The organism is Pelistega europaea (genome assembly GCF_013133775.1).
Classification (GTDB): domain Bacteria; phylum Pseudomonadota; class Gammaproteobacteria; order Burkholderiales; family Burkholderiaceae_B; genus Taylorella; species Taylorella europaea.
The window spans coordinates 78144-98296 of sequence record NZ_JABGBO010000008.1; the positions used below are offsets into that span (position 1 = coordinate 78144).

Annotated in this window: 16 protein-coding genes and 1 pseudogene; 9 read left to right on the top strand and 8 right to left on the bottom strand. The window is 41.3% G+C overall.

The window, feature by feature from the left end; genetic code table 11:
* The first annotated feature begins 147 nt into the window (after positions 1 to 147).
* From HKX40_RS08100 to HKX40_RS08115, 4 genes are all read left to right on the top strand, one after another.
* Complete coding sequence (locus HKX40_RS08100) at positions 148 to 1374, top strand: Zn-dependent hydrolase (RefSeq protein WP_171589074.1); 1227 nt, start codon at positions 148 to 150, stop codon at positions 1372 to 1374.
* A 14-nt stretch (positions 1375 to 1388) separates the two neighbouring features.
* The gene (gene dpaL / locus HKX40_RS08105) at positions 1389 to 2561 is read left to right on the top strand and encodes a diaminopropionate ammonia-lyase (protein ID WP_171589075.1); all 1173 of its coding nucleotides are present in this window, start codon (positions 1389 to 1391) and stop codon (positions 2559 to 2561) included.
* A 129-nt stretch (positions 2562 to 2690) separates the two neighbouring features.
* Positions 2691 to 4079 carry an FAD-binding oxidoreductase gene (locus HKX40_RS08110; RefSeq protein WP_171589076.1) on the top strand — a complete coding sequence of 463 codons (1389 nt, stop codon included), beginning with the start codon at positions 2691 to 2693 and terminating at the stop codon, positions 4077 to 4079.
* 24 nt (positions 4080 to 4103) lie between these two features.
* Positions 4104 to 5021 carry an aldose 1-epimerase gene (locus HKX40_RS08115; protein WP_171589077.1) on the top strand — a complete coding sequence of 306 codons (918 nt, stop codon included), beginning with the start codon at positions 4104 to 4106 and terminating at the stop codon, positions 5019 to 5021.
* A gap of 138 nt (positions 5022 to 5159) precedes the next feature.
* On the opposite strand, the gene HKX40_RS08120 is transcribed toward HKX40_RS08115, so the two are convergent.
* From HKX40_RS08120 to HKX40_RS08130, 3 genes and pseudogenes are all read right to left on the bottom strand, one after another.
* The gene (locus HKX40_RS08120; protein WP_171589126.1) at positions 5160 to 6662 is read right to left on the bottom strand and encodes a tripartite tricarboxylate transporter permease; all 1503 of its coding nucleotides are present in this window, start codon (positions 6660 to 6662) and stop codon (positions 5160 to 5162) included.
* A 107-nt stretch (positions 6663 to 6769) separates the two neighbouring features.
* Positions 6770 to 7219 (bottom strand): annotated as a pseudogene (locus tag HKX40_RS08125) (tripartite tricarboxylate transporter TctB family protein); the annotation flags it as partial.
* A gap of 138 nt (positions 7220 to 7357) precedes the next feature.
* Positions 7358 to 8335, bottom strand: coding sequence for a tripartite tricarboxylate transporter substrate binding protein BugE (locus HKX40_RS08130; RefSeq protein WP_425500457.1), 978 nt, complete (start codon positions 8333 to 8335; stop codon positions 7358 to 7360).
* A gap of 307 nt (positions 8336 to 8642) precedes the next feature.
* Between HKX40_RS08130 and HKX40_RS08135 the strand changes: the two genes are divergently transcribed.
* Entirely contained in the window at positions 8643 to 8855 is a 213-nt protein-coding gene (locus tag HKX40_RS08135) for a heavy-metal-associated domain-containing protein (protein ID WP_216605205.1), read from the top strand.
* A gap of 85 nt (positions 8856 to 8940) precedes the next feature.
* Positions 8941 to 11190 carry a heavy metal translocating P-type ATPase gene (locus HKX40_RS08140; RefSeq protein WP_171589080.1) on the top strand — a complete coding sequence of 750 codons (2250 nt, stop codon included), beginning with the start codon at positions 8941 to 8943 and terminating at the stop codon, positions 11188 to 11190.
* 26 nt (positions 11191 to 11216) lie between these two features.
* Here HKX40_RS08140 and HKX40_RS08145 read toward each other — a convergent pair whose 3' ends face one another.
* The 5 genes from HKX40_RS08145 to yczE all read right to left on the bottom strand — a co-directional run bounded on the left by HKX40_RS08145 (position 11217) and on the right by yczE (position 17759).
* On the bottom strand, positions 11217 to 12443 hold the full coding sequence (locus HKX40_RS08145) for a YncE family protein (RefSeq protein ID WP_171589081.1): 1227 nt from the start codon (positions 12441 to 12443) through the stop codon (positions 11217 to 11219).
* 105 nt (positions 12444 to 12548) lie between these two features.
* Complete coding sequence (locus tag HKX40_RS08150) at positions 12549 to 13724, bottom strand: SCO family protein (RefSeq protein ID WP_171589082.1); 1176 nt, start codon at positions 13722 to 13724, stop codon at positions 12549 to 12551.
* 278 nt (positions 13725 to 14002) lie between these two features.
* The gene (nirK, locus tag HKX40_RS08155) at positions 14003 to 15136 is read right to left on the bottom strand and encodes a copper-containing nitrite reductase (protein ID WP_171589083.1); all 1134 of its coding nucleotides are present in this window, start codon (positions 15134 to 15136) and stop codon (positions 14003 to 14005) included.
* Between the two features lie 496 nt (positions 15137 to 15632).
* Positions 15633 to 16958 carry a Na+/H+ antiporter family protein gene (locus HKX40_RS08160; protein ID WP_171589084.1) on the bottom strand — a complete coding sequence of 442 codons (1326 nt, stop codon included), beginning with the start codon at positions 16956 to 16958 and terminating at the stop codon, positions 15633 to 15635.
* Positions 16959 to 17114: 156 nt separating this feature from the next.
* Positions 17115 to 17759: a membrane protein YczE gene (yczE, locus tag HKX40_RS08165; protein ID WP_171589085.1), complete on the bottom strand. Its 645-nt coding sequence runs from the start codon at positions 17757 to 17759 to the stop codon at positions 17115 to 17117.
* A 443-nt stretch (positions 17760 to 18202) separates the two neighbouring features.
* On the opposite strand from yczE, the gene HKX40_RS08170 reads away from it, so the two are divergent.
* From HKX40_RS08170 to rplX, 3 genes are all read left to right on the top strand, one after another.
* The gene (locus tag HKX40_RS08170; protein ID WP_171589086.1) at positions 18203 to 18991 is read left to right on the top strand and encodes a MetQ/NlpA family ABC transporter substrate-binding protein; all 789 of its coding nucleotides are present in this window, start codon (positions 18203 to 18205) and stop codon (positions 18989 to 18991) included.
* A 456-nt stretch (positions 18992 to 19447) separates the two neighbouring features.
* The gene (gene rplN / locus HKX40_RS08175) at positions 19448 to 19816 is read left to right on the top strand and encodes a 50S ribosomal protein L14 (RefSeq protein ID WP_171589087.1); all 369 of its coding nucleotides are present in this window, start codon (positions 19448 to 19450) and stop codon (positions 19814 to 19816) included.
* A 10-nt stretch (positions 19817 to 19826) separates the two neighbouring features.
* Positions 19827 to 20147 carry a 50S ribosomal protein L24 gene (rplX, locus tag HKX40_RS08180; RefSeq protein ID WP_171589088.1) on the top strand — a complete coding sequence of 107 codons (321 nt, stop codon included), beginning with the start codon at positions 19827 to 19829 and terminating at the stop codon, positions 20145 to 20147.
* Positions 20148 to 20153 lie beyond the last annotated feature (6 nt).

Genomic DNA, 20153 nt, shown 5'->3' on the forward strand with positions numbered 1-20153 from the left:
TTAATTAACTGCTATTGGTACATTAATAGATTATATCTTTAAAGGTATAAATCTGATAAAAATAATGAGAATTTTGATAGAAATAACCCATTTTACTTCCTATACTGCGTATAAATTTGATATATCTATTATAGTAGGAAGTGGACAATGGTAGAAATTAATGCGAGTAGATTATTAGACCGTTTAGACTATTTGGGTCATATTGGTAAAGATGGGGAGGGAAGGCTAACTCGGCTAGCATTAACTGATGCAGAAAAAGCAGGACGAGATAAGGTAGTTTCGTGGATGAAAGAAGCTGGTTTGAGAGTTGTAGTAGATCGTATAGGTAATATTTTTGGTATATGGGAAACAACTGCTAATAAGGATCAACAACCCTTAATGTTAGGATCGCATATTGATACGGTTATTAATGCAGGTAAATATGATGGTTGTTATGGGGTATTAGCAGGATTAGAGGTTATTCAACGATTACAAGAAATAGGTTTGACAACGCAGAGACCGATTATAGTGGGGGCTTTTACTAACGAAGAAGGGATAAGGTATGCACCTGATATGATGGGTTCTTTAGTATATGCAGGTGGATTATCTGTAGAGCAAGCTTTAGCTACTCAAGGAATGGATGGAACTATATTAGGAGAAGAGCTTGACCGTATAGGATATGCAGGTGACCTAGCCCCTGGATTTGTTAAACCCTTTGCTTATTTAGAGTTACATATAGAACAAGGTCCTATCTTAGAGGCTCAGAATATCACGATTGGTGCTGTTGAAAATTTACAAGGTATTTCATGGCAGAGACTGACTATCAAAGGGGTCGCTAACCATGCAGGAACTACGCCTATAGATATGAGAGTTGATGCGGGTCTTGCCGCAGCTAAAATTATTGTTTTCCTAAGAGAAAGATGTTTATTATCTTCTGGTAGAACTGTAGCGACTGTTGGAGAGCTTGCATTTACCCCGAACGCGGTTAATGTTATTCCATCACAGGCTACCTTGACTATTGATATTAGAAACACAAATGAAGAATTACTTCAGGCAGAGGAGCAAGCCTTAGCACAATATCTACGAGAGCTTGAGCAGCAGGACAAGGTGACTATTACTGCCACTCGATTGGTGCGATTTGAACCAGTCCTTTTTGATGAAAATCTTGTTTGCCGTGTAGAGCAATCAGCTCAACGCAGAGGACTATCGTGTAGAAGGATGACATCAGGTGCTGGACATGATGCTCAGATGATGGCACGCATTTGCCCTTCTGCGATGATTTTTGTTCCTAGTGTAAAGGGTATTAGTCATAATCCTAGAGAGTTTACTAAAGTAGAAGATTTAGTTCATGGTGCAAACGTTTTTCTTGATGTCGTAATGGATTTGGTGGCATAAAGGAGATAGAAAAAGTGAGTATTGATATTATTGCTTTTCAAAAAGATAGAAACAATGGTCGTTATGATGAAGTCTTCTGCGTGGAACACGCTAGAGCTGCATTACTGTTTCATCAAACTTTAAGGGAATACCAAGAAACTCCATTAGTTTCTTTGCACAATTTGGCACATTATCTCGGGATTGCTCACTTCTATGTCAAGGATGAAAGTAAGCGTTTTGGACTAAATGCTTTTAAAGGACTGGGAGGAAGTTATGCATTAGCAAAAATTATTGAGCAACGCTTAGGGATTGATTTATTCGATGTGCATAAAGTGGATCAAGGGAGATTTTTGTTTGTTACGGCAACAGATGGTAATCATGGTAGAGGTATTGCGTGGGCAGCAAAAAAATTGGGTCAAAAAGCAATTGTCTATCTGCCGAAAGGGACGGCACAGGAACGATTTGACAGAATTCTACAACTTGGTGCAGAGGCGCATATTACTTCTTTGAATTATGATGATACGGTGAGATTTGCACAACAACAAGCGATACAGCAAGGAGGTATTTTAGTACAGGATACTGCGTGGCAGGGCTATGAGGAAATTCCCTCATGGATTATGCAAGGTTACTTAACTATGGCATTAGAACTGGTACAGAGATTGGGGGACGTAAGACCTACGCATATTTTTTTGCAGGCAGGGGTAGGTGCAATGGCAGGAGCATTAACTAGCTTTTTTTCCCACTATTATACTGATGCTATGCCTACTATTATTTATGTCGAACCAAGTCAAGCTAATTGTTTGTACAGAACAGCCAAGGCAAGAGATGGTAAATTACACAAAGTGGACGGAGATTTATCTTCTATTATGGCGGGATTGTGTTGTGGTGAGGTTTGTCCTATAGGATGGGATCAAATTAGGCAACATGATAGTTTTTTTGTTTCCTGCTCAGATGATGTTGCGGCAGATGGAATGCGTATTTTAGGACATCCATTAAAAGAAGATGAACGAGTTGTTTCAGGAGAGAGTGGTGCAGTGACAACGGGGGTGGTGTGTAGACTTATGCGGGATAATTCCCTGCAATCTATGAGGGAACGATTAGGGTTAGATGAAAATTCAGTGGTTGTCTGTTTTAGTACGGAAGGAGATACAGATGGAGACAATTACAGACGAATAGTATGGGAGGGTAAATATAGCCGGTACGAGTAAAATGAAGTGCTAATTTTCAGAAATAGAAGATAAGGCTTGATTTAAATTCTAAGCAGCGTATAGTAAGACTAAGCGTATTGTTTTAAACACGAGAGTAAAAGTGTTTATCAGTCCAATAAGGATAAGAAAATGTATAGTGAATTAACACAGGATATTCAAGTCGAATTTGAACAAGCCTTTGGTGCCCAATTTGTGACAACTACGGCGGTTCGAGAGCATCATGCACAAGATGAATCTGCCTATGATAAAACGTTGCCTGATGCTGTTATTTTTGCACGCAATACAGAGGATGTGATTAAAGCCGTCAAACTTTGTAGTGCTTACAATATTCCTATCGTACCATTTGGAGCAGGAACATCTATCGAAGGACATATTTTGCCTATTCATGGTGGTATTACCTTGGATTTAAGCGAAATGAACAAAGTATTGTCAGTGGATGATCAAGACTTCACTGTGACCGTACAACCAGGGGTGTTACGTCATCAACTTAATGAAGAAATCCGTCATACGGGTTTATATTTTCCTATTGATCCCGGTGCAAATGCCTCCATCGGTGGTATGGTGAGTACCCGAGCTTCAGGTACTACTGCTGTACGTTACGGTACGATGCGGGAAAATGTGTTGTCGCTTAAAGTGGTGACGGCTGATGGTGAGTTAATTCGCACAAGTAGCCGAGCTGCAAAATCATCGGCAGGTTATGATTTAACACGTCTTTTTATTGGTAGTGAGGGGACGCTTGGTATTATCGTAGAAATTACGCTTAAAGTTTACCCTGTGCCAGAAGAAATTGTAGCGGCTATCTGTGCTTTCCCAACGTTGGAAGATGCTGTGAACTGTACAGTCATGATTCGTCAGAGTGGGACACAAATTGGTCGTGTGGAGTTTTTGGATAGCAATGCCATTCGTGCGGTGAATGGGTATAGTCATTTAGGTTTAAAAGAAGTACCAACTTTATTCTTTGAATTTCATGGTTCAGCTAGTGGAATTCAAGAGCAAATTGAATTAATTAAAGAGTTAGCAAAAGAATGTGGTGGTTCTGATTTTGAATGGGCTAGTAAAACTGAAGAGCGTAATCGTTTATGGACCGCTCGTCATAATGCTTATTTTGCAAGTTTACAGTTACGACCTAATTCTCGTAGCATCACGACGGATGTATGTGTACCTATTTCTTCTTTAGCCCAATGTGTGAGTGAAACAGCGGCAGATTTAGCTGGCTTACCTTTCCCTTGGACGATGTTAGGTCATGTAGGAGATGGTAATTTTCATGTGTTGATGATGATTGACCCGCATAATGAATCGGAAAGAGAGCAGGCCGAAGCATTTAATCAGCGTCTTGTGCGTCGAGCTATTGCAATGGACGGTACCTGTACAGGAGAGCATGGTATAGGCATTCACAAAATGGAATTCCTCAAGGAAGAATTGGGGGAGCCTGTAATTGATATGATGCGTCGTATCAAACATGCTTTTGACCCTAAAAATATCTTGAATCCTGGAAAAGTATTTTCTTGGAACAAGTAGTGTTTATCGTTGTTTAGCAAAGATATGACAGCACTTATTACTTTACAGTATTGCCAGCAATTACTACAGGTTGCTCCGAGTTTAGGGGCGGCCATCACGCGGTATGCAGTAGTTTATGAAGGAAAGTTGATTGATTTCTTACGACCGGCTTCTAAGCAAGCGATTGAGCGTAGGGAAATCAGTGAAATGTCGAGTTTTTTGATGGTGCCATGGGCAGGCAGAATTTATCACGGTTCGTTTACTTATGATGGTAAGCAAATTGTGTATCCTAGTCGTCTTTTAGATAATCCACATAGTATGCATGGTTTTACCAGAGATTTTCCATGGGTCGTGGAGTCGCAACAAGAAAATAGTTTAATTTTAAAGTTTGGTCATCATGCTGACAAGGATTGGCCTTTTTCTTTTGAGGTGATACAGCAGTATGGTTTGGACGATACTGGTTTGAGTATTTGGGTGGATGTTAAAAATACGGGTGACAAGACTATGCCATTTAGTATGGGGCATCATCCATTTTTCCCTTGTGATGCCAATACTAAGTTATACACACGAGTGCAACAAGCATGGTTTAATGATAACGATATGATGCCCACTCATCTTGATAACCATCCTTTAGTAGAAAAACTGGAACAGGGTTATGCCGTACAAGAACAAGTATGGGACACAATTTTTACTGGTTGGGATAGAAAGGTAGTGATTGACTGGGGCGATAGGCAGCTATCCTACCAAGTCAGTGAGCCGATGAATTTTTTTGTTCTCTATAATCCTCAAGGTATGTCATGGTTTTGTGCTGAACCTTTTGCCAATATCACTGATAGTTTTAATTTAAGAAATAAATTCCCAAGAGAGAGTATAGGGGGAATGGATTTATTGCCAGGAGAGGGTATAAAGACGAGTTTTTTATTGCAACCGAGGTTTAAAAGTGTCTGTAGCAGCCCTTTCTAGGAAGTTGTAGATATTGATAGGGTTTACTCCCAGATTTGGGGTGTCGGTGTTTCTATTTGCTTTTTATCTATCAGTTGCACCTTTTTCTTCATTCATGGTGAAGATTAAGGTGCAACTAAATAGAAAGTTTTTGCTACCTTAATCCTCAACAAACGCTTCTTCACGTTTCTTGCGGATGGCAGGTAAAGCTACGATAATAATCAAACCTACAGCAAGAAGTAGTAATGTGGCGGATAATGGGCGAGTGACAAAGGTTGTGATGTCTCCACGAGAGAAGAGCAATGCTCTACGGAAGTTTTCTTCCATCATAGGACCAAGTACTACACCTAATAATAGAGGAGCTCCTTCGCAGCGCAATTTACTCCAAATATAACCAATAATCCCGAAAATGGCCATTACATAGATGTCAAAAACATTGTAATTTAATGAGTAGACACCGATGGAGCAGAATAATAAAATGGCTGGGAATAGAATACGATAAGGTACTTTCAATAATTTAACCCATAACCCGACAAGTGGTAAGTTAAGTACAACAAGCATTAAATTACCAACCCACATTGACACAATTAATCCCCAGAATAGGTCGGGGTGTGAAGACATGACTTGAGGTCCTGGTTGGATGTTATGAATCATCATTGCCCCTACCATTAATGCCATTACTGCATTACCTGGTATACCCAGAGTAAGTAGGGGGATAAAGGAAGTTTGAGCAGCAGCATTGTTGGCTGACTCTGGTCCTGCTAAACCTGCAGGATGTCCTTTGCCAAAACGAGAAGGTTCACGGGAGAGCTTTTTCTCAAGGGTGTAAGAGGCAAAGGCGGACAACACCGCACCACCACCAGGAAGAATACCCAAGGCGGAACCGAGTGCAGTGCCACGAACCACAGCAGGTGCTGCTTCTTTAAATTCTTGACGATTTGGGTAGAGAGAGCCAATTTTATCGGTAATATTAACTCGGTTTTCTTTTTGAGCTAGATTATTCATAATCTCTGCTAAACCAAATACCCCCATGGCAATGACAGCAAAGTCTAAACCATCTTGTAATTCAGGAATATCAAAGTCAAAACGAGCTACCCCTGAGTCTACATCGGTACCTATCATACCAATGAGCAGACCTAGTACAATCATACATAGAGCTTTAGGTAGTGAGCCAGAAGCAAGTACAATCGCCCCGATTAGACCTGTTACCATAAGAGAAAAATATTCTGCAGGACCAAACTCAAAGGCTAATGAGGCAAGAGGTGGTGCAAAAGCAGCAAGTAGTACAGTCGCTACACAACCTGCGAAAAAAGAACCTAGTGCAGCGATGGATAAAGCAGCACCGGCTCGCCCATTCTTTGCCATCTGGTGGCCATCTAATACCGTGACAACCGCAGATGTCTCGCCAGGCAATGCAACCAAAATGGCTGTTGTCGAGCCACCATACTGCGAACCATAGTAAATCCCAGCAAGCATAATAAGTCCTGCAACTGGAGGTAATACATAGGTCAATGGCAGTAGCATGGCGATAGTAGGTACTGGACCAATTCCTGGTAAAACGCCGATAAGCGTACCCAACACACAACCTACAAAAGCATAGAGTAGATTTTCGGGAGTGACAGCAACAGAAAAACCGAGTGCTAAATTATGAAGTAAATCCATCATGATTATTTGCTCCCTTTAATTTTGAACACAAGTACAACTAAACCTGCAACAATAGACAGTGGAATAACGACTTGTGCAATGCTACTCCATTCAGCAAATGGGATAGGCAGCGTAGGGAAAACAAGTCCAAGTCCTTTAATAAAAGTTAGCCAAGCGAAAAGAATTAAAAAGATAGCATTAAAAACAGCAATCTTAAAACTGAACTCGTGACTAGCAAGGCTACTGAACAGAATGAGTATTACGATAGAAAGATAGATGCCTACATAGTTCAGCATCAGTGCAAATAGCGAAATAGAGCCTATCACCAGAATAAGGATATCCCAGTCAAAGTGACGTACATCATGTTCGTGGTTATGTTCGCCACGTAGGGCAGATAATGCCACGATAGCTCCTAAAATAACTAGCAAGACACCTAGAATAAACGGGAAATACCCTGGCCCCATGCGAGCAGCAGTTCCCATAGAATACTTTGCTTGGGCTATGAGGGCAAAGCCTGCGCCAAGCGCCATAAACATCAAACCTGACCAAAAGTCCTGTTGGTTTTTCACTAACATGATTTTTCCCTAATAAGTTATATGTTTTCGATTGGTCATGACGGTTGATGCATGGAATCAAATCATCATGACAAATAAGAAACCTAAGTAACACAGTATTTCGGTATTACTTAGGTATTCATTTTCAATATGAGCTTTTTATTTTAGTTCAATTTTTCCTTTGGTAACAACCCCTTTTGCCCAGTCATACTGAGTTTGAATTTCTTTTGCAAACTCCTCTGGTGTATTGCCAGAAGCAAAAGCGCCTTGTTTAAGTAAAGATGCTTTGACCTCTTCGTCTTTGAGCGCTTCAGATGCTGCTTTATAAAGCGTGTCAATAATCTCTTTAGGAGTATTGGCAGGTGCCAACAAACCATACCAAACGGGGTTGTTAAGTTCAGGGTAACCTAACTCTTTAAAAGTGGGTACATTAGGCAATTCAGGAAGACGTTCTGGCCATGCAATGGCAAGTGCGTTGAGACTTTTGGCCTGAATGTGTGTTAAAGAAGAAGGAAGATTGTCAAACATAATCTTTACATGGCCAGCCACAGTGTCTGCAACGGCAGGGCCAGCACCACGATAAGCAACATGGACAATATCAGTTCCTGTTGAGAGACGGAATGCCTCCCCAAGTAGATGAAGCACACTACATTGACCGGAAGATGCATAGGTATAGTCACCTGGGTGAGCCTTAATCTCCTCTAAAAAACCCTTAAAGTCTTTAGCAGGGAAACTAGGGTTTACCTCCACAATATTGGGTACATTAGCAAAGTTGGTCACAGGGGCAAAGTCTTTGAGAGCATCATAACCTAGGCCTTTGGGTTTGCATGCAGGATTTACTCCCAAAGTAGATACTGTTGCAATGGAAAGCGTGTAACCATCAGGCTTGGCACGGGCCGCTTCTTGTGCACCAATGGCACCACCAGCTCCCCCTTTATTATCCACAACAATGGATTGCCCTAAAATCTCTCCCATCTTTTTGGTGACAATGCGAGTGACAATGTCAGTTGAACCGCCAGGTGCAAATGGCACAATAACACGAATGGGGCGATCTGGATAGGCTGCATGTGCCGCTGATGAGAAAGCGACTAGACCAAAAGCGACAAGGGTAGCTACTTTAGAAAAAGTTTTTTTCATCATGATTGTCTCCATAATGGTAATAGAAATCAGGTTTGATTCTAACGTATAAAAAGATAACCACAATAGGAGGAGTTTCTTTTTAAGGGTTTTTACGCTGTTTATGCTATAACTTTTCTTATATTTGTTCCATGATAGTGCATTTTTATCTTAAATTTGTCTGAAATGGAAATGGCAGTTGACCTGCTTTAAAGTGATAAAACTGTCCCCATATTGCCAAGTGAAGAAGATTTATGGTTGGTGGGTGTTTTGTACCTGTGGTGGGTACAGAAAATCGATCAACTCCTACAATTTAAACAAGGAGTTTATGATGCAAACAGTAACATTGAAAATTGACGGCATGACTTGCGGTGGTTGCGTGAAGAGTGTGAGCCGTGTGTTAACAGGTATTGCAGGAGTACAAAGTGCTGATGTAAGCCGTGAGCAAGCACAGGCGGTAGTGACTTTTGATGAACAAGCAACTAATGTGGATGCATTAATTGAAGCTGTAGAAGACGCGGGTTACGATGCATCAAAATAAGTAGATTTTGCTATTTTTTATGATAGGTGAAATGGTTGTCTGTTTCACCTAAGAGCATGCATTCCCCCACAAAAGAGAGATTATTATGCAACAAAAACAGAGTTTTGCTATTGAGGGCATGACTTGTCAGGCTTGTGCAACACGTATTGAGAAAGTGTTAAACAAAAAAGATGCGATTGTGCAGGCAGAAGTTAACTTTGCCAGTGAAGAGGCACAAGTTGTATTTGATAATCAGCAAATAGATACAGATGGGGTGATTAAACTTATTGAAAAAGCCGGCTATCAGGCTTCTATAAAAAAAGAAATTGCCATCGCACCAGCTTCCCATGTAAGCATACGTCTATGGGTGCTATTGCTGATTAATATTCCCTTTATTATTGGTATGGTGGGCATGCTTATTGGGCAACACCATCTTATGCTTCCTCCTTTATGGCAATTTATTCTAGCAAGCATTGTTCAGCTAGTACTTGCTGTCCCATTTTATAAAAGTGCATGGGCCTCTATTAAAGGGGGGCTTGCTAATATGGATGTACTTGTCACAATAGGCACAGTGTCTATTTACCTTTATTCTACCTATATGTTGTTTTGGGGAGATGCTAGTGTTGCCGGGGCGTTGGCTAGCAATATGGCGGATATGAGTGCTAACTCAGCAATGGCGGGACATAGTCTGGTTCCTCATGGGGGGCATGATTTGGCGTCAACAATGGGGATGCCTCACGTTTACTTTGAGGCAAGCGTGATGGTGATTGGTTTTGTGAGTTTGGGCAAGTTTCTTGAAGAAAGAGCTAAGAAAAATAGTCTGAACAGCTTATCTTTGTTGTTAAAGTTACGCCCTACCCAGGTTCAAGTCAAACGTGATGAGACATGGACGACAGTTCCTCTTAATCAAGTGCAAATTGGAGATGTTATCCGTGCTAACCACGGGGATCGCATTGCTGCTGATGGTGTGGTATTAAGTGGTAATGGTTGGGCTGATGAAAGTCATCTTACAGGAGAGTCACGCCCTGAAGAAAAGGCAACAGGTAGTCAGGTATTAGCTGGTTCTGTATTAAATGATGGCAGTATTATTTACCAAGCAAAACAGCTGGGTGCAAAGACTTTATTGGGCGATATGATGTCAGCTCTATCAGAGGCACAGGGTAGTAAAGCACCTATTGCTCGTATTGCTGATAAAGTTTCTGGTATTTTTGTCCCTGTAGTGGTAGGGATTGCTTTGCTAACCTTTGTGTTGACATTATGGCTTAAGGGCGATATGACAGTTGCTATTATGAATGCGGTTGCCGTACTGGTAATTGCTTGCCCATGTGCATTAGGCTTAGCAACCCCGGCGGCGATTATGGTGGGTATGGGGCAAGCAGTCAAACGTGGTATATGGTTTAAAGATGCTACGGTGATGGAGGAAGCGGCTCATGTCAATGTTGTCGTTTTTGATAAAACAGGTACTTTAACAGAGGGCAAGCCACAGTTAGGAGCTGTTTCTTTAGTGGCAGGTACTGGTCTGAGCGAAAACGATTTGCTACGTATTGCAGCAAGTGTAGAGCAAAGTGCTACCCACCCGTTAGCACGGGCGATTGTTAATGCAGCACAAACTAAGGCATTGACTTTAACAGAACCTACTAAAGTAGAATTTATCGTGGGAGAGGGTATGTTAGCCAATCTTCCTGATGTGGGAGAGGTTCGTGTAGGTAAGGCAGATTTTTGTCATTTTATCTTGCCTGCCGAGCATGAGGCGATATGGGATGTTGCAAGTATTGTGGCGGTATCGGTCAATGGTAAAGCGATAGGTGCTTTTGCATTGGCTGATGGACTTAAGGAGGATACAGTCGATGCCATTAGACGACTCAAAGAAAATAATATTGATATTTATGTGATGAGTGGTGACCATCCTCAAGTGGTCTCTTATGTGGCAGGTCAACTGGGGATTCCTCATGCTTTTGGTAACTTGAGTCCTCGTGACAAGGCTGAACGTATTCAAGCCCTGAAAAAAGAGGGAAAAATTGTCGCTATGGTAGGAGACGGTGTAAATGATGCTCCGGCATTGGCGGCAGCAAATGTAAGTTTTGCTATGAAAGGCGGCTCCGATGTAGCAGAGTATTCTGCTTCTGCAACCTTAATGCAACAGTCTGCTAACCAGATGGTAGATGCTTTGTTGGTGTCGCGGGCTACCTTGCACAATATCAAGCAAAACCTATTTTTTGCTTTTATTTATAATGTACTCGGTATACCACTAGCTGCTTTTGGTTTTCTTAATCCCGTGATTGCGGGGGCTGCTATGGCAATGAGTTCAGTATCGGTATTAAGTAATGCTTTAAGACTTAAATATTTAAAAATTTAGCCCTATATTGGTTTTAAATTTTTGCCTTAATAGCAGATACTATTGTTGGAGCCCATGCGAAGCAATCCTCCCATCACAATACCACTAATTCGCAGTGGCTCAAGCATTTCTCGTGTACGAATATCGAAACGCAATACTTGTGGAGGACCTTCATCTACAGTAACAAAAAGGGTTTTGCTATCACCAGTGACCCACATATCTACGATTTCATAAGGAAAGCGGTAGACCTTGCGATTATCAGGATTATCGAAATCGTGAAACATCAGACCCCGGTCTCCACCAATAATCCATGTGCTTTCTAACCATCCACTACGAATGAGGCGGGGAGAAAAGTCGACTTCATAGCGTAGCGGTTTCTCATCACCACGCTCTAAATTAAAGTATGCCATATGCCCTGATACATCTGCAAAAATAACACGTTTAGAGTAAGCATCAATGTAGGGTGACACCATGGGTCGATAAGTAGTTCCTACCGTATACATAGGACCAGTTTGAAGTAATTTATCGGTTTCAGGGAAATAGATTAAACCCTCTGTACCATCAAGAGTATTAAAGGCAATCATATAATCTTCAGGACTTGCTACTCCTTTATCCAAGCCTGCAGAAGTATTAAGTCGCTTGCTAAAATCCAGTTGCCGCCAAGGTATATGGACATCGTCATAGCCATGTTTATGATGGATAACTGGCTTGGTCTTATCTAAAATCCAGAAAGATTGGCTAAACGAACTAAATAGTAAAGTGTAGTATTGATAAAGTACTGTTTGGCGCTGTGGTGAGTCAAATTTCTCAGGGAAAATTTTTAATTCTCCTGAGATATAGTTAATGATTCCTACCTGGTCTCGTAACGCCACTGCAAGTAGCTTGGATTGTGGGATAAAGAATACCTGATAGACAGGAGAGGGTAGCTTGATAACCTTGGTTTGACGTGTTTTTAAATCATGAAGATAAAGCTCGGATAGGTTAGGATTACCAACAGCAAGCATATGATCATCACGAGCAATCTCAATCACATCTGGACGGAAATTAAAGTTGAGATGTCCAACACGCTCACCAGTGATAATATCAAACACAGCAATATAATAAGTTGATTTATCTGTAACGAAAAGATAACGTGTGGGTGCATATAAAGAGGGTTCAGCAGCCTCGCTGGAAGAGGTTGTGGACTCTTGTGTTGCTGCATTCACCCATGAAGATAAACCAGATAAACCTAGTGTGAGTCCTGCAGTTAATGATAAAAAATCGCGTCTTTTCATTGTCTACCTTGATTGGTGGTATTTGCTATGTGCTACATTGCTTCACAATATTAAATTGCCTTTTTGTGCATGATGTCCACGGGAACTATCATTTTACGAGAAAGTTTATTTGTTTTGCTTGTTAACACACTGAGCAAAAGCAGTAAGAGAATCTGTTTCCTCAATAATGCCATGTTTGATTGCGATTTGTTTACCATTGACAAATAAGGCGTTAAACGGTAGTCCCTTACCTCCGAGTTGTTTGAGTAAACGAGTACCCTCAACCGAGTATTTAGCTAGGTGATGAATATTATTGTGTTGAAATAACTCTTCAATCTTGGTTTGGTTATCACCTAGGTTGAGGGTGTGTATAGCTAACTCCTGTGTGTTTTGTGTGAATTTATCCAGGATAGGTAATTCAATACGACAAGGAGCGCACCATGTTGCCCATAGGTTGAGTAACTCAACCTTTTGAGTTGAGGGATTAGGATAAATATCTTTGAGAGCGATGTCTTGACGCAAAGGAGTGAAACCCTTTGGCAGAGGACAATCTTCTGTTTTTGTGGCACCATTGCTATCATGGGCTTGTTGAGCCGCTGCACCCGATGGAGTATTTTGTGTGTGGGCTCTAGCATCGGCAGCTGGGGGTGTATTGTGTGAGCTAGTTGTAGCATCGGCAACAGGGAGTGCAGCATTATTACGGGTATTAGCAACTGCATGATGAGATGTGTCAGATGGTGTTACAGCTACAACCTTATTAATTGCTGCGGCTAAATCATCAGCACCAATCTGATAGTCGAATACATCGACCAACTCATGTTTTGGGTTAATCAAATAAATGAGAGAACTATGATAGACAGTATAACCAGAGCCTTTAGTAGGAAGGTCAACTTTCTTTCCATTAAGACGATATCCAAAGGTTGCACCGAGCTGATTAGTGAGATTTTTAATCTGCTCCATGCTTCCGGTTAAACCTACAATACGTTTATCAAAATAGTGGGCATAGGACTGCATGGTTTCCGCTGTATCATGCACAGGGTCAATACTCACAAATACAGGAGTGATGGCTTCTGGTTTTTTTAATTGTTTTAAAGTGGCAGCAAATTCATACAATGTCGTTGGACAAATATCAGGACATGAGGTATAGCCTAGTGCTAGTAATATATATTTATCAGGGAAATCGGCTTGAGTCACTCGTCCTTGGGTATTTTCTAGATCAAAGGAAATTGGGCGAGCATAGGCGATAGAACCTACTAAAAAAAGTAGGCATAAGCATAAACGGGATAAAAAATTGACCAACATCGTAAATCCTTGCTACCAGTTATGGTTGATGCGGTATTGTAATGTATGAGTGTTGTGTTTGGGGCAGATAAGCACCAAGGGTGCGGTATTGTACCAAATGCGAAAGTTATCGGATGGGACAGTATTTAAATAGATTACTTAAGGGAGAAGAAACCTACTTACCTCAATAACTTCACATACGGTAAGGTACGTTACCGCATTAACTTGTCTCTTATAACTGTCGGTAGAGTGAGGGTTATCGGCCTTTGGGAGCCGATAACCTTTATCGTGAGAGATGATTATTTTTTCATCTTGGTAGGAGGAGCTACTTGTTCCATGAGGTCATTGCTCCATTTACCATCTACCTTAATTTGTGCCAATGCACCGAGGTTAACCGCCTCAATTAAGTTATGGCTTAGGTAGGTATAAGTACCAGGTTGTTTGAAAGTGTACATTGCAGCACCAGCAGAACCTGCACCAATCACCCAAGACTCTAAATCTTGTGCAGGAGCATCTGCCAAGTTACCACGTTCCCAAACATATTCACCATGTCCACCGATAAGGTGAGGGTAAGATTGGCGGTTAGCTTGAGAGTGATAAATCATCACAGTTTCACCCACTTTAGCTGTAGGAGCGTTGTCACCAGTATAAGCCCCTTTACGCTCACCAAACACAACGTGTGTAGGAATCAAACCGTCCATGACTTTTTTGTCATCAGCAAAAGATGAAGCTGAGTCTGCATAGCGTTTGTACTTACCGTTCTCATCTTTAGGGATGTAGAAGTCTTGCTCTCCAATGTAAAGAGCTTTGTCGTATTTGAGTTTATTGCCATTTTTGTCTTTAAGACCATCTTTAGGCAATACAGTGATTGCACCGTTCATACCGTGTACAACGTGCCAAGGAATCATGGCACCACCAGGGGCGCAGTGGTAAACAAAGACACCAGGTTTGATGGCTTTCCAGCGAAGTTTTACTTCTTCACCAGGAGCAACATGAGTTAACTCACCACCACCCAATGCACCAGTAGATGCATGGAAGTCAATATTGTGTACTAATTTATTGTGTGAGGCATTTTTTAAAGTTAGTTCAACATAGTCGCCTTCATGTACGATAATCATAGGACCAGGTACTGAACCATTGAAAGTAAATGCCCACATAAATACGCCTGGCTCAACTTCGATTTCTTTTTCGTCAATCGTCATTTCAACCTCAACAATACGTGGGGCAGCAGGAGCCTCTAGGCTATGTTCTGGCACATATGGAGGGGCAACAAGTTTTTGTTTTACACGTTGTAATTTAGATAAATCATCGGCCTTAATAACCTCATAACCCGGTAATCCTCCAGTATGAGATTTAACTGCATCAGCAGCGTGGACGGTTGTTGCACCCAATAAAGCTGCCATAAGGGCAGTCATCATAAACTTAGACTTCATTTTAAATTCTCCTCTACAAATGAAATGTCAGTGCTAGTATTATAAGGGGCACGTGTGTAAAATATAATTGATAAAAATCAATAGTGAAGCACAACAGACAAAATTATCTACTGAACATAGCGAGCTAAATCAATGACCTGATGACAACTGTGCATCAATAAGTCCGTGTCATGACTGACAAGGATTAAAGCACAATGGTTTTGCTGGCATTGTTAAACGATATAGGGATTATCACTTTTCATCATAAGGGTACGATTTTGACTACGACTGGTTGTCGAGTATTTGGCATGAGTAATAAGGGCCTTCTTTCCCCGGTATCGATTAAAGTGTGTAGCAGTAAAGCTCTAAGAAGGCTATAGGTGATGGAGCTATATTATTTTGCCAATAATTATTATTAATTTTAGTGAAGACTCAGAACTGCAAAGAGGAGGTAGAAGGAAGATGCGCCAGAGAAAGGATAAGGTGTTTATCCATTCTCTGGCGTATAAGATGGAGATTACAGCACCATAGCCGCAATCCAGCCAGAGATAACAAGCGGGATGTTATAGTGTAGGAAAGTAGGGATAACGGTATCTCGAATATGATCGTGTTGACCATCGACATTTAAACCTGAGGTTGGACCTAGAGTAGAGTCAGATGCAGGAGAGCCTGTATCCCCCAAAGCGCCGGCTGCACCAATTAAAGCTACAGTTGCGGCAGGAGAAAATCCCATCGACATACATAAAGGCACATAGATAGTAGCGATAATCGGTAGAGTAGAGAATGAGCTACCAATACCCATGGTAATGAGTAAGCCTACAACTAGCATTGCAAGGGCCGCCATTCCTTTGCTGTTACCAAAGAGTTCTGTGGATGCTTTCACCAGCGGTTCAATCTCTCCGGTGGTTTTCATCACTTCTGCAAAACCTTGTGCAGCAATCATGATGAAACCAATCATGGCCATCATTTTGATGCCATCATTAAAAACATTGTCTGCATCTTTAAGACGGACAACACCTAATGCCATAAAGACAGCAAAGCCAATCATAGCTCCCACTAGCATAGAGCCAGACCAGATGTTGACAATAAAAGACACTACGATGGCACACAATGCTACAAAACTACGGTAACTTGAAGTAACAGGAACAGACGCATGACGATTGGATTGCACATCAACCTCAGTGGTTTGGTAGTGACGAGGTTTGCGGTAGCTGAAAAATACCGCCACTAGGAGACCTACAATCATGCCTAGCGCAGGGATGGTCATGGTGCCAAAGATATTGATGTTAGACACATCAAGCCCTGCCTTAGTGATATTACCCAATAAAATTTGTTTTAAGAAGATTTCCCCAAAACCGTAAGGCAACCACATATAGGTAGTGACCAAACCGAAAGACATGATACACGCTAACATGCGACGGTCAATTTGCATGCGGTTGAATACTAGTAAAAGGGGAGGAATAATGAGTGGAATAAAGGCAATATGGATGGGAATAAGGTTTTGACTCATCATGCCCATGGCTAGAATTGCTAATAGCAACCCCCATTTAATAGAGCCTCCAGTGCTACCAGATTGGTTGATACGGTTAATCAATGCATTGGCCAACATTTGAGGCAGGCCAGAATGCGCAATGGCTACCGCAAAAGCACCTAGCATGGCATAGGATAGAGCAATTTCTGCGCCGTTTGATAAGCCAGTTTGAAAGGCTTTGATAGTGGTGCTCATATCTAGACCGGCAGTTAAACCGCCTGCAATAGCTCCTAAAATAAGGCTTAGTACAACGTGTACACGTGCTATGGATAGCACTAGCATCACTGCAACAGCAAGAACGATAGCGTTCATGTAAAACTCCCTAAATGAAGAAATAATGTTTTGTTTCCGCTAAAGTGTAGCATGACAACGAATCGTTACATAAAAAAACAGAATAGTAATGTCAAATTACCTTAGTGATATAGCGTGATTATAGCTATTGGAAGAGAAGAGGGTGAAAATCCTCTGCTAGCGGGCAAAGCGGTTGATAAAATGCTCAAGTGTAAATTGTAAAACCCAGCCTACACCCAAAGCAAAGATGAGTGTGCCAACACCAACAACTCCGCCAAGAAGCCATCCAAGCAAACACACCGTCCCCTCAATAATTGTACGAATAGTACCAATTTTAAGACCAGTAGTCTGATAAAGGCCTACCATAAGACCATCACGAGGTCCTGGACCCATATGACAGGTAAGGTAAAAAGCAGAAGAAACACCGATAAGCAATACACCACAAAGCATAAAAAATATACGCCAAAAGAGTGTCTCAGGAGCAGGAATCAAACTAGCGGTTGCACCAAGTCCCACTGCAATAAGTGTAATATTCAGAACAGTGCCTAGCCCTGGTTTTTGTTTAAAGGGCAGCCAGGTAATCATCACAGAGGCACTGATAAAAAAACTAACTAAACCAATATTTCCACCAGTTTTGGTAGCAATGCCCTGTGCCAGTACCGTCCAGGGGGTGGAGCCAAGATGAGCTAAAACAAGAAAACCATCTCCCACACCAAAAATGAGCAAGGAAATCACTAGAACAGACAGAGAGCTAAATGATGGAATCCAGAAAGAATTAGCAGACCAGGGGGTACGAGAGAGTGTGTGCTTGCGATTACTCATGATAACAAACAGCCCTTGTTGTGACAGGCATAACAACAAGATAAAGAAAAAAGTTACATCATACAAGGCTTTCTCTAATAATAGAAGAGGGTAGTTTTCTGGATAGAAAAATAGTGGGTTTTGTTGCAGGAAAAATTGGAGAATCTAATAGAAGGCTCTGATGGGAGAATCTGACAGGAGAATCTAATAGGGGGCTCTGTACCTTTGATTAAGTACATATTTGGGTTTTATATGACAATTTATTATAGAAAATCTTTCGGGATATAAAACTCATTGCTTTCAAACCGCAGAAGAGACGAGCAAAGATGAATGAAATTTATCTTGAATAAGAAATCAACTCATAAAAACTAATAGTTATATAAATATAGGAAAGGTTTTGTTTATTACTAAAAAATATTTTGCTATGCTTTCTATATTATTTGGAATAAATAAGGATTTTAAAAATGAAACGCAAACAATTATTAGGTGCATTGGTTGTGAGTTTAGCGGCAGCGCATAGCGCAAATGCCTTAGAACAACTTAGTGTGGCAGCTACCCCAGTTCCTGCTGCTGAAGTACTTGAGTTTATGAAACCAGCACTTGAGAAACAGGGGGTAGAGCTTAAGGTATATGAATTTACTGACTATATCCAACCTAACCAACAGGTGGCAGATAAGCAAGTGATGATGAATTGCTTTCAGCACAAGCCATTCCTTGACTCCTTTAATGCCCGCACTGGCGCTGGTTTAGTGCCTGTCGGTTATATCTATGTGCCACCAATGGCAGCCTATTCACGCAAGGTTAAAGATGTCAAAGATTTGCCTGATGGTGCGACAGTGGCTATTCCTAATGACCCTACCAACAGTACTCGGGCATTATTAGTGTTGCAAAAAGCAGGCTTAATCAAGCTAAAAGATCCTAACGATTTAAATGCGACCGCGGCAGATATTGTTGAAAATCCTAAGAATCTCAAGTTTAATGAGCTAGAAGCAGCGACATTGCCACGTGTGGTAGATGACGTAGATTTGGCAGTCATCAATACCAATTATGCATTAGAGGCACACCTTAACCCTAAAACTGACTCATTGATTCGTGAGGATGAGAAGTCTCCTTATGCTAACTTGTGTGCAGCAGATCCTCAATACAAGGATTCACCAGTAGTGAAAAAACTGATGCAAGAGTGGCACAGTCCTGCGACCGTTAAATTTATTGAAGAAAAATACAAAGGAACCGTTATCCCTGTTGATTTATAACTAATAGATATATATCATATACAAAAATAGTGTAAACGGAATGACAAAAAATGCGTACAATCTAAATTGCTGTGCGCACATCTAATCGGGTTACTCCTCCTCCCCAAACCGGTTAGTGCGTACATCTTTGTTGCCACCCTATGGGTGGCATTTTTTTGCTCATTTTCGGCGTGACTGTGTTGTATAAATCAGGCAGGTGCCTGAACAATTTACGCTAAGGGCTTGAATAAAATAGAAATTTGAGGTACAATCAAAGTCTTCGCTAGAAAATAGCGGAGAATAAATAAACAGAATCAATCCCAGAGTAGGGCAACTAGTGTGGTAGTTTGTTGAGAGAAATCAACAGGTTATTTACAAAAAGTACCGTGCTCATACGGGCCCAAAACTGGTTATATGTATATGGGAAATCACCCATGTGGGTGATTGTTATGTAACTAAGTTGGAACAGGAATAATCATGATCCAAATGCAAAGCACGCTAGACGTGGCTGACAACACTGGTGCACGCCGAGTAATGTGCATTAAAGTGCTTGGCGGTTCTAAGCGCCGTTATGCTGCTATCGGTGACATTATCAAAGTGAGTGTCAAAGATGCTGCTCCGCGCGGTCGCGTCAAAAAAGGCGAAGTGTACAATGCAGTAGTAGTGCGTACTGCTAAAGGTGTTCGCCGTAAGGATGGCTCATTAATCCGCTTTGGTGGTAATGCAGCTGTATTGCTTAACTCTAAATTAGAGCCAATTGGTACTCGTATCTTCGGCCCAGTAACTCGTGAATTACGTACTGAGCGTTTTATGAAGATTGTTTCATTGGCACCAGAAGTAATCTAAGGGGCAGGCAATGAATAAAATTCGTAAAGGTGACGAGGTAATCGTTATTGCTGGTCGCGATAAAAAACGTCGCGGTATCGTTTTAGAGCGCGTTGATGCAGATCACGTTATCGTTGAAGGCGTTAATGTTGCTAAAAAACATCAAAGACCTAACCCTATGACTGGCGCTCAAGGTGGCATTGTTGATAAAGCTATGCCTATCCACATTTCTAATGTGGCAATCTTTAACCCAGCGACTGGCAAAGCTGATCGTGTAGGTATTAAAGAAGTAGACGGTCATAAAGTTCGCGTTTATCGTTCCAACGGCGAAGTCGTTGGCGTTAAAGCTTAAGGAGCA